Below are 8,879 nucleotides of genomic sequence, written 5' to 3' on the forward strand. Positions count from 1 at the left end.
CAGCGGACGCCCCCGCGACCTGACAGGATGTGTTGACATTGCCGCAAGCGAGGCCGAAACCGCCGTCGAGACCAATGCAAGGGAAACAGCATGAGCGCCGCGTTGTTCGACCTCACGGGCAGACGCGCCCTGATCACCGGATCCTCGCAGGGGATCGGCTTCGCCCTGTCGCGGGGGCTGGCGGCGGCGGGCGCGGCGATCGTGCTGAACGGGCGCGACCGCGCCAGGCTGGACGCGGCCGCCGCGACCCTGCGCGCCGAGGGCGCGACGGTGCGCACGCTGGCCTTCGACGTCACCGACCACGCGGCGGCGCGCGCGGCGATCGACGGGTTCGAGGCCGGAACCGAGGCCGGAACAGGGGCGATCGACATCCTCGTGAACAACGCCGGCACGCAGCACCGCGCCCCGCTGGAGGATTTCCCCGCCGCGGCTTTCGAGCGGCTGCTGCAGACCAACGTCGCCGGGGTCTTTCACGTGGCGCAGGCCTGCGCGCGGCACATGATCGCGCGCGGCGCGGGCAAGATCGTGAACATCGCCAGCGTCCAGACCGCGCTGGCCCGCCCCGGCATCGCGCCCTACACCGCGACCAAGGGCGCGGTGGCCAACCTGACCAAGGGCATGGCCGCCGACTGGGCCGGCCACGGATTGAACTGCAACGCGCTGGCGCCGGGCTATTTCGACACCCCGCTGAACGCCGCGCTGGTGGCGGATCCGGCGTTTTCGGCGTGGCTGGCCAAACGCACCCCCGCCGGGCGCTGGGGGCGGGTCGAGGAACTGGTCGGAGCCTGCGTGTTCCTGAGCTCCGAGGCCTCGTCCTTCGTCAACGGGACCACGATCTTCGTCGATGGCGGCATGTCCGCGTCGCTTTGAGCGGCGGGCGCGCCGAACCGCCCACCCGTCGGGCGGGGGGGGCGACATCGGGGCGTAGCCGCCGGGGAGACCGGAATCAGACCGTCGCCCCCGGGATGAGCCGCGCGGGCACCACCGTCACGTCCGCGATCGGATCGCCCTTGAGGCGCCGCGCCAGGGCCTCGGCCGCCAGCTTGCCGAGCCGCGCCGCGGGAATTTCGGTGGTGGTCAGGCGGGTGCTCAGGATCGACGCGGCCTCCATCCCGCCCCAGCCGGCGATGCCGATGTCGTCGGGCGCCGCGATGCCTTTCGAATTCAGGTAGGCCTTGCCGCCGATCGCCATCTCGTCATCGTGGAAATACAGCGCGTCCAGCTGCGGCGCGCGGGCGACGATGGTCTCGGCCCCGACAAAGCCGGCGTAAAAGCCCGGCCGGTCATGCAGCACCTCGTCGGCGAACAGCGCAAGCCCCGCGTCCTGAAGCGCCGCCACGAACCCCGCCCGCCGGGTCCGGCCGATGGCGTCGGCCCCGGCCATGGCCCCGACATAGCCGATCCGCCGCCGACCCTGCGCCGCCATGTAGCGGCCCATTTCATAGCCGCTGTCGAAATGCGAGAACCCGACCGCCATGTCGACGGGCGTGGTGGTCAGGTCCCAGAATTCGACCACCGGCACCGCCAGGTCGCGCAGCAGCCGCAGGGCCGCCGGGGTGTGCCGGGCGCCCGCCAGCAGCACCCCCGCCGGGCGCCATGACGCCAGCGACTGCAGCCAGGCCTCTTCGTCGGCGGGCGACTGGTGGTGGCTGCCGATCATGGTCTGGTATCCCAGTCGCGCAAGCGTGCCGTTGATCGATTCGATCACCTGCCCGAACAGCGACGAGGTGAAGCGCGGCACGCAGACCCCGACCAGCGTGCTCGACCCCTTGGGCCCGAACGCGGCGGCGATGCGATTCGGCACGTAGTTGAAGCGCCGCATCTCGGCCATGACCTTGTCCCGGGTTTCGTCCGAGAACCCGGTCGAATCCCGCAGCACCCGGCTGACGGTCATTTTCGACACCCCGGCGGCGCGCGCGATGTCTTCGAGATTCGCCTTTGGGCTTCTGGCCATGGATCGGGTCGTCCTTTGCAGCCGGACCTGTCTAGCAGACCCGGGGCGGATTTTCGATATCGGTTCTTCTTGACAGGTGGGACGATTGCCCAAATGCTGGGGCAACGTTACCGGTAACGCAGTCGGCGCCGGTCGCCGGAGGCGGATTTCGATTGGAGGGGGCATGGCGCTGACCGACGGCCTGTTCTTTGACGGCATCGTCAAGACCTTCGGCGGCACCCATGCGCTGGCCGGCGTGTCCCTGCGCGTGGAACGCGGCGAGATCGTCGCGCTGCTGGGCGAAAACGGCGCCGGGAAATCCACCCTGATCAAGGTGCTGGGCGGGATCTACGCGCCCGACAGCGGGCAGGTCGGGGTCGACGGCGTGCCCTACAGGCATGTTGCAGGCAGGGTCAGCCAGAAACAGGCGGTGGCGTTCATCCATCAGGATCTGGGCCTGATCGAATGGATGAGCGTCGCCGAGAACATCGCGCTCGCGGTCGGCTACGCGCGCAGGGGCGGGCGCATCGACTGGCCGGCGACCGAGGCGCGGGCGCGCGCCGCCCTGGCCCATGTCGAGGCGGATTTCGCACCGACCACCCGCATATCCAACCTGTCGCGCACCGAGAAGTCGCTGGTCGCCATCGCCCGCGCGCTGGCGGTGGAATGCGATTTCCTGGTGCTGGACGAGCCCACCGCCTCGCTGCCCGCGGACGAGGTGGAGCGGCTGTTCGGCGCGCTGCGCCAGCTGCGCGCAAAGGGCGTGGGCATGATCTACGTATCCCACCGGCTGGACGAGATTTTCCGGATCGCCGATCGCGTCGCGGTGCTGCGGGACGGCAAGCTGGTGGGGATGCGCAACACCGCCCACACCAACGCCGATGACCTCGTCGGCCTGATCGTCGGACGCAAGGCGCGCAAGATCTCGCGCCCGGACGCCCATGCCGGCAGCGAGATCCTGTCGGTCGCCAACCTGGGGACCCGCCGCGTGCGGGACGTGAGCTTCAAGGTTCAGCGCGGCGAGCTGGTCGGGCTGGCGGGGCTGCGCGGCGCCGGGCACGAGGACGTGGGCCGCGCGCTGTTCGGGCTGACGGCGCATCGGGGCAAGGTGCTGCTTGACGGCGCGCCGCCGGATCTGGGCAGCGCGCGCGGCGCCGTGCGGTCGGGGATCGGCTTCGTGGCCCGCGACCGGGTGGTCGAATCCATCGCGCCCGCCCTGACGGTGCGCGAGAACGTCTTCATCAATCCGGGCGCGAGCGGGCGCAGGCTGCTGGACATGCTGGGCGTCGCGACCGAAAACGCCATGGCGCGCGATCTGGGGGCCCGGGTCGGCCTGACCCCCAACGACCCGACGATGCCGATCGACGCGCTGTCCGGCGGCAACCAGCAGAAGATCGTGGTCGGCCGCTGGCTGGACACCGGGCGGCGGTTCCTGATCGCCGAAGACCCCACCGCCGGCGTCGACGTGGGCGCCAAGGCCGAGATCTACCACCTGCTTTACGAGGCGCTGGCCTCGGGCATGGGGGTTCTGGTGGTGTCCACCGATTTCGAGGAGATCGCCGCCATCTGCCATCGCGCCATCGTTTTCAGCCGCGGCCGCATCGTGGCCGAACTGAAGGGCGTCAGCCTGTCAACCCAATCGCTGATCCAGGCCGCGTCGGCCAGCGACGCAGCCTGAACCGCCGGAGCCAACCCATGAATTCCGTCGAATCCGACGCTCTCGAACCCACAAGGGACGAACTGGCCGCGCTCGGCCCCGGGGCCCGGATCCTGCGGCTGATCCCGGTCTACGGGCTGGTGATCCTGATGTTCGCGCTGATCCTGCTGTTTTCGCTTCTGCTGCCCGACACCTTCCCGACGATGCTGAACGTGCGCTCCATCGTTTCGGACAAGTCGATCATCGCGCTGCTGTCGCTGGCGGCGATGATCCCCATGGTGGCGGGGCGCATCGACCTGACGGTGGGATACGGGATCGTGCTGTGGCACATCCTGGCGATCTCGCTGCAGACCTTCTACGGGCTGCCCTGGCCGCTGGCGGTGCTGATCGTGCTGGGGCTGGGGGCGCTGACCGGGCTGTTCAACGGGTTTCTGGTCGAGGTCGCCAAGATCGACGCCTTCATCGCCACGCTGGGCACCGGGACCGTGCTGTATGCGCTGGCGCTGTGGCACACCGGCGGGCGGCAGGTGGTGGGCATGCTGCCCGACGGGTTCTACGCGCTGAGCGGCGCCTTCGCGTTGGGGCTGCCGATCACCGGGTTCTATGTGCTGGCGATCACCGTGGCGCTGTGGGGGGTGCTCGAATACACCCCCGTCGGCCGCTATCTCTACGCCATCGGCGCCAATCCCAGGGCAGCCGAGCTGAACGGCATTCCCACCCGCAAATTCGTGGTCGGGGCCTTTGTCACCTCGGGCGCGCTGACGGCGCTGACCGGGGTGCTGCTGGCCTCCAAACTGCGCATCGGGCAGGCCTCGGTGGGGCTGGAATACCTGCTGCCGGCGCTGGTCGGCGCGTTTCTCGGCTCCACCACCATCAAGCCGGGGCGGGTCAATGTCTGGGGCACCATCGTCGGGGTGGCCATCCTCGCGGTGGGGATCTCCGGCATCCAGCAATTCGGAGGCAGATTCTGGGTCGAGCCCATGTTCAACGGCCTGACCCTGCTGATCGCCATCGGAATCGCGGGCTTCGCGCAGCGCAAGAAAGGCGCGGCCCGCAAATAGGCGCAACGCAATCAAGGGAGGAACCAAGATGCTTCGCAGAACTTTCGCGGCCAGCCTGATCGCCATGACGGCGGCCATGCCCGCCTTCGCCGACGCGGTGTCGGACGCCATGGCCGAGGTGCAGGTCTACGCAGGGCGGAAAACCGTCTGGGACGGGCCGACCACCGGGCCCAGGGCGCCGGCGGGAAAGACCATCGTCGTGCTTGCCGGCAACCTCAACAACGGCGGCATTCTCGGCGTCTCCAACGGCGTCGAGGAAGCCGCCGCCGTGGTCGGCTGGGACGTCAAGGTGCTTGACGGGGCGGGGTCCGTGCAGGCGCGCGCCGCGGCCTTCGGCCAGGCGCTGGCGCTGCGCCCCGACGGCATCATCATCAACGGCTTTGACGCGGTGGAGCAGCAGGCCGCGCTGTCCCAGGCCCGCGAGGCCGGGATCCCCATGGTCAGCTGGCACGCCGGACCGGTGATCGGGCCGGACCCCGAGAACGGCATTTTCGCCAATGTCTCCACCGACGCCATGGAGGTTTCCGCGGCGGCCGCCAAATGGGCCTTCGCCGATGCCGGCGGCAAGCCCGGGGTGGTGATCTTCACCGACAGCACCTACGCCATCGCCATCGCCAAGGCCGATCGGATCAAGGAGACCATCGAAGCCCTTGGCGGCAAGGTGCTGGAATACGTCGACACGCCGATCGCCGACACGTCGAGCCGAATGCCGACGCTGACCACGGCGCTGCTGCAGCGCTACGGCGCCGCGTGGACCCATTCGCTGGCGATCAACGACATCTATTTCGACTTCATGGGCCCGAGCCTCGCCGCCGCCGGCATCCCCGGGGACGGCGCGCCGAAATCCGTGGCCGCCGGCGACGGGTCGGAAAGCGCCTTCCAGCGCATCCGGTCGCACCGCTACCAGGCGGTCACCGTCGCCGAGCCGCTGAACCTGCAGGGCTGGCAACTGGTGGACGAACTCAACCGCGCCATGGCGGGCGAGGCCTGGTCGGGCTACACCTCGCCGCTGCATGTGGTCACCGCCGACAACATATCCTTCGATGGCGGCGACAAGAACATCTTCGATCCCGGCAACGGCTATCGCGAGGCCTACGCCAAGATCTGGAAGTAAGGTTTTCGCGCACCAAAGGCGGGCGGCTTCCGGGCCCCCCGCCGCATGATTTCGCCGGCCTTGCCGTCATCTGCCAGGGCAATCCGGTCCGCGGGTTCAAGTTCGGGCGGCGCATGACCCTCGGCGCGCGGCGTATAGGAATATATACACGAGCATATCGAGAGTTTGATATGCTCGCGCAATCCAGACATGCCATCCCCATGGATCCGGTTCGAAACCCTTTCGCGCCCGGCGCGGGTTCGTGACCTCCTGAACTGGCGGGACGTGATGAAAGCGTTGGCGACGCGGAGATCGCCCTGCAGCGCGTTTTCATAGGGCGGCATGACAAATCGCAGATCCTGCTGGGCCTGCGCGGCGCCGGCAAGACGGTGCTGCTGAACCGGATCGAGCTTCTGGCCGAGGAGCGCGGCCATCTGACGGCGTTGATAGAAGCGCCCGAGGGCAGACCGCTTGCCAGCCTGCTTTATCCCAAGGTTCATCAGGTCCTGCGCAAGCTTTCCGGGGTCGAGACCGCCAAGGCCAGGGCTCATGCGGCGATGCGCGCCCTTCGAGGCTTTTCCAGCGCGTTCAAGCTATCCGTTGGCGACGTGTCGCTGTCTGTCGATCCGGAACCCGGCATCGCCGACAGCGGCGATCTGGAAGACGATCTCGGCGATCTGTTCATCCGCATCGGCGAGGCTGCGCAATCGGCAGGCAAAGGCTGGACGCTGCTGATCGACGAGGTTCAGTATCTTTCCAAGGCGGAACTGGCCGCGTTGATCGTCGCCATGCACCGCATCAACCAGAAAGGCTTGCCGGTGATGTTCTTCGGCGCCGGTCTGCCTCAGGTTGCGGCGCTGTCCGGCAATGCGAAATCCTATGCCGAGCGGCTTTTCAATTATCCCCATGTGGGCGCGCTGGACGCTGCGTCCACCATTGCCGCGATCAGGCAACCCATCATGGATGAAGGCGAATCGATCTCGGACGCGGCGATAGAACGCATCGCCGACCTGACCCGGAGCTATCCGTATTTCCTGCAAGAATGGGCGTATCAATCATGGAATGCGGCGAGAGGATCGCCCATCGATGGGCGCGATGTCGATCAGGCGTCGGGCGCGGCATTCAGAAGGCTGGATGACGGGTTTTTCCGAGTTCGCTTTGACAGGCTTACGCCAAAGGAACGCGAATACGTCTTTGCCATGGCGCGTCTCGGCGGCGCTCCCTACCGATCGGCGGATGTCGCTGATGATCTTGGCGAGAGCGTTCAGGCCCTCGGCCCGCGCCGCGCCAAGATCATCAGCAAGGGCATGATCTACAGCCCCGCCCATGGCGACATCGCATTCACCGTGCCGATGTTCGAGACCTACCTGCAACGCATCGCAAGCGAGCGGCCGGGTGCGATCAAACGGTCCTGAAGTCCTGACCGCGGCTATCCCGTCGCGACCAACCGCCCCCACAGATCGTATTCCGAGGCCTCGTCAACCTCGACCGTGGCGATGTCGCCGACCGCGAGGCGTTCGAACCCCTCGTCGATGAACAATTCGCCGTCGATCTCCGGCGCGTCGGCCTTGGTGCGGCAGACGGCGCCGCGTTCGTCCACTGAATCGACGATGACCTCCATGCGGCGGCCCACCTTCGCCGCCAGCTTTTCCGCCGAGATGCGCTGCGCCGCCTGCATGAACCGATCATAGCGTTCGGATTTCACCGCTTCGGGCACATGGTCGGGCAGCGCGTTGGCGCGGGCGCCGGCGACGTTTTCGTATTTGAAGCAGCCGACGCGGTCGAGCCGGGCCTCCTCGAGCCAGTCGAGCAGGTGCTGGAATTCCGCCTCGGTTTCCCCCGGGAAGCCGACGATGAAGGTGGAGCGCAGCGTGATGTCGGGGCGGATCGCGCGCCAGGCGGCGATGCGGTCCAGCGTTTTCGCCCCCGCCGCCGGGCGCGCCATGCGTTTCAGCGTGTCGGGGTGGGCATGCTGGAACGGGATGTCGAGATAGGGCAGCAGGCCGGCGGATTCGCCCGCGCGATCCATCAGCTCGATCAACTCGTCGGCATGGGGATAGGGGTAGATGTAGTGCAGCCGGGTCCACAGCCCCAGCGATTTCAGCCCGCGCGCCAGGTCGGTGACATGGCTGCGGTAGCTGTCCCCGCGCCAGTCATGGGCGGCGTATTTCAGGTCCAGCCCGTAGGCGGAGGTGTCCTGCGAGATCACCAGCAATTCCTTGACCCCGGCCTCGGCCAGGCGCTCGGCCTCGCGCAGCACGGCGTTGACGGGGCGGGATTTCAGCCGCCCGCGCATGTCGGGGATGATGCAGAAGCGGCAGGCGTGGTTGCAGCCCTCGGAGATTTTCAGATAGGCGAAATGGCGCGGCGTCAGCTTGACCCCGGCGGGAGGCAGCAGGTCGATGAACGGGTCGGGCGACGGCGGCGCGGCCTTGTGCACCGCGTCGAGCACCTGTTCGTATTGCTGCGGGCCGGTGACGGCGAGCACCGACGGGTGCGCGCCGCGGATGCAGTCTTCCTGCGCGCCGAGGCAGCCGGTGACGATGACGCGGCCGTTCTCGGCCAGCGCCTCGCCGATCGCCTCCAGCGATTCCGCCTTGGCGCTGTCGAGAAATCCGCAGGTGTTGACGATCACCGCCGAGGCCCCGGCGTAGTCGGGCGAGATCGCATAGCCCTCGGCGCGCAGGCGGGTGAGGATCCGCTCGCTGTCCACCAGCGCCTTGGGGCAGCCGAGGCTGACCATGCCGATCAACGGCTGTCCGGGGCGCGGCGCGGCCCCGGCATGGGTTGCGCGCGGCGCGAGGTCGGGGCGAAGATCGGGCGGGTTCTGGCTCATGGCGCGGGCTATAGCCGATTGCGGGCGCCGAGGGAAATGGGCGCGGCGCGGGCGCGCGCCAATTGCGGCCGTCAACGGCGTCGCCGGGGGCGGAATGGGGCGCGTGATCGGGGCGCGACAGCAGGGCGGCGCGAAATCAGGCCGCCGCGGGCGCCCCGCTCCGGCGCAGGATCGGATGGTCCAGCAGCCGGTCCGTGGCCACCGCGCCGATCCACATGCAGGTGAGCGCGATCCAGGCGGTCAGCGCCAGCGCCGATGTGCCGGTGACCCCGGCCCCGATGGCGCAGCCGCCGGCCAGC

At 68.5% G+C, this 8,879-nt stretch carries 9 protein-coding genes; 5 read left to right on the plus strand and 4 right to left on the minus strand.

What is annotated here, in order from left to right:
- Positions 1-90 precede the first annotated feature (90 nt).
- Positions 91-870 (plus strand): SDR family oxidoreductase, encoded by a 780-nt coding sequence (locus AC1HC7_RS02410; protein WP_479497059.1) that lies wholly within the window; start codon positions 91-93, stop codon positions 868-870.
- 76 nt (positions 871-946) lie between these two features.
- Here the strand turns inward: AC1HC7_RS02410 and AC1HC7_RS02415 are convergent, their stop codons facing one another.
- Complete coding sequence (locus tag AC1HC7_RS02415; protein ID WP_479497060.1) at positions 947-1,954, minus strand: LacI family DNA-binding transcriptional regulator; 1,008 nt, start codon at positions 1,952-1,954, stop codon at positions 947-949.
- Between the two features lie 163 nt (positions 1,955-2,117).
- Between AC1HC7_RS02415 and AC1HC7_RS02420 the strand changes: the two genes are divergently transcribed.
- Genes AC1HC7_RS02420 through AC1HC7_RS02430 form a run of 3 tightly spaced genes read left to right on the plus strand, consistent with a single transcriptional unit; the run spans position 2,118 to position 5,765 of the window.
- Positions 2,118-3,611 carry a sugar ABC transporter ATP-binding protein gene (locus AC1HC7_RS02420; RefSeq protein WP_479497061.1) on the plus strand — a complete coding sequence of 498 codons (1,494 nt, stop codon included), beginning with the start codon at positions 2,118-2,120 and terminating at the stop codon, positions 3,609-3,611.
- 17 nt (positions 3,612-3,628) lie between these two features.
- Entirely contained in the window at positions 3,629-4,651 is a 1,023-nt protein-coding gene (locus tag AC1HC7_RS02425) for an ABC transporter permease (RefSeq protein WP_479497062.1), read from the plus strand.
- Between the two features lie 28 nt (positions 4,652-4,679).
- Positions 4,680-5,765: a substrate-binding domain-containing protein gene (locus tag AC1HC7_RS02430; protein ID WP_479497063.1), complete on the plus strand. Its 1,086-nt coding sequence runs from the start codon at positions 4,680-4,682 to the stop codon at positions 5,763-5,765.
- Here AC1HC7_RS02430 and AC1HC7_RS02435 read toward each other — a convergent pair.
- Positions 5,744-6,178, minus strand: a complete 435-nt coding sequence (locus tag AC1HC7_RS02435) for a hypothetical protein (RefSeq protein WP_479497064.1) — start codon at positions 6,176-6,178, stop codon at positions 5,744-5,746. The two genes, AC1HC7_RS02430 and AC1HC7_RS02435, sit on opposite strands and share 22 nt — an antisense overlap.
- Between AC1HC7_RS02435 and AC1HC7_RS02440 the strand changes: the two genes are divergently transcribed.
- On the plus strand, positions 6,077-7,159 hold the full coding sequence (locus AC1HC7_RS02440) for an ATP-binding protein (protein WP_479498610.1): 1,083 nt from the start codon (positions 6,077-6,079) through the stop codon (positions 7,157-7,159). The genes AC1HC7_RS02435 and AC1HC7_RS02440 overlap by 102 nt on opposite strands.
- A 14-nt stretch (positions 7,160-7,173) precedes the next feature.
- Here AC1HC7_RS02440 and rimO read toward each other — a convergent pair whose 3' ends face one another.
- Complete coding sequence (rimO, locus tag AC1HC7_RS02445; protein ID WP_479497075.1) at positions 7,174-8,580, minus strand: 30S ribosomal protein S12 methylthiotransferase RimO; 1,407 nt, start codon at positions 8,578-8,580, stop codon at positions 7,174-7,176.
- Positions 8,581-8,716: 136 nt separating this feature from the next.
- Positions 8,717-8,879: YeeE/YedE thiosulfate transporter family protein (locus AC1HC7_RS02450; protein ID WP_479498611.1), on the minus strand; the 163-nt coding region annotated here is incomplete at its 5' end.

The sequence above is a fragment of the Oceanicella sp. genome (assembly GCF_056449545.1).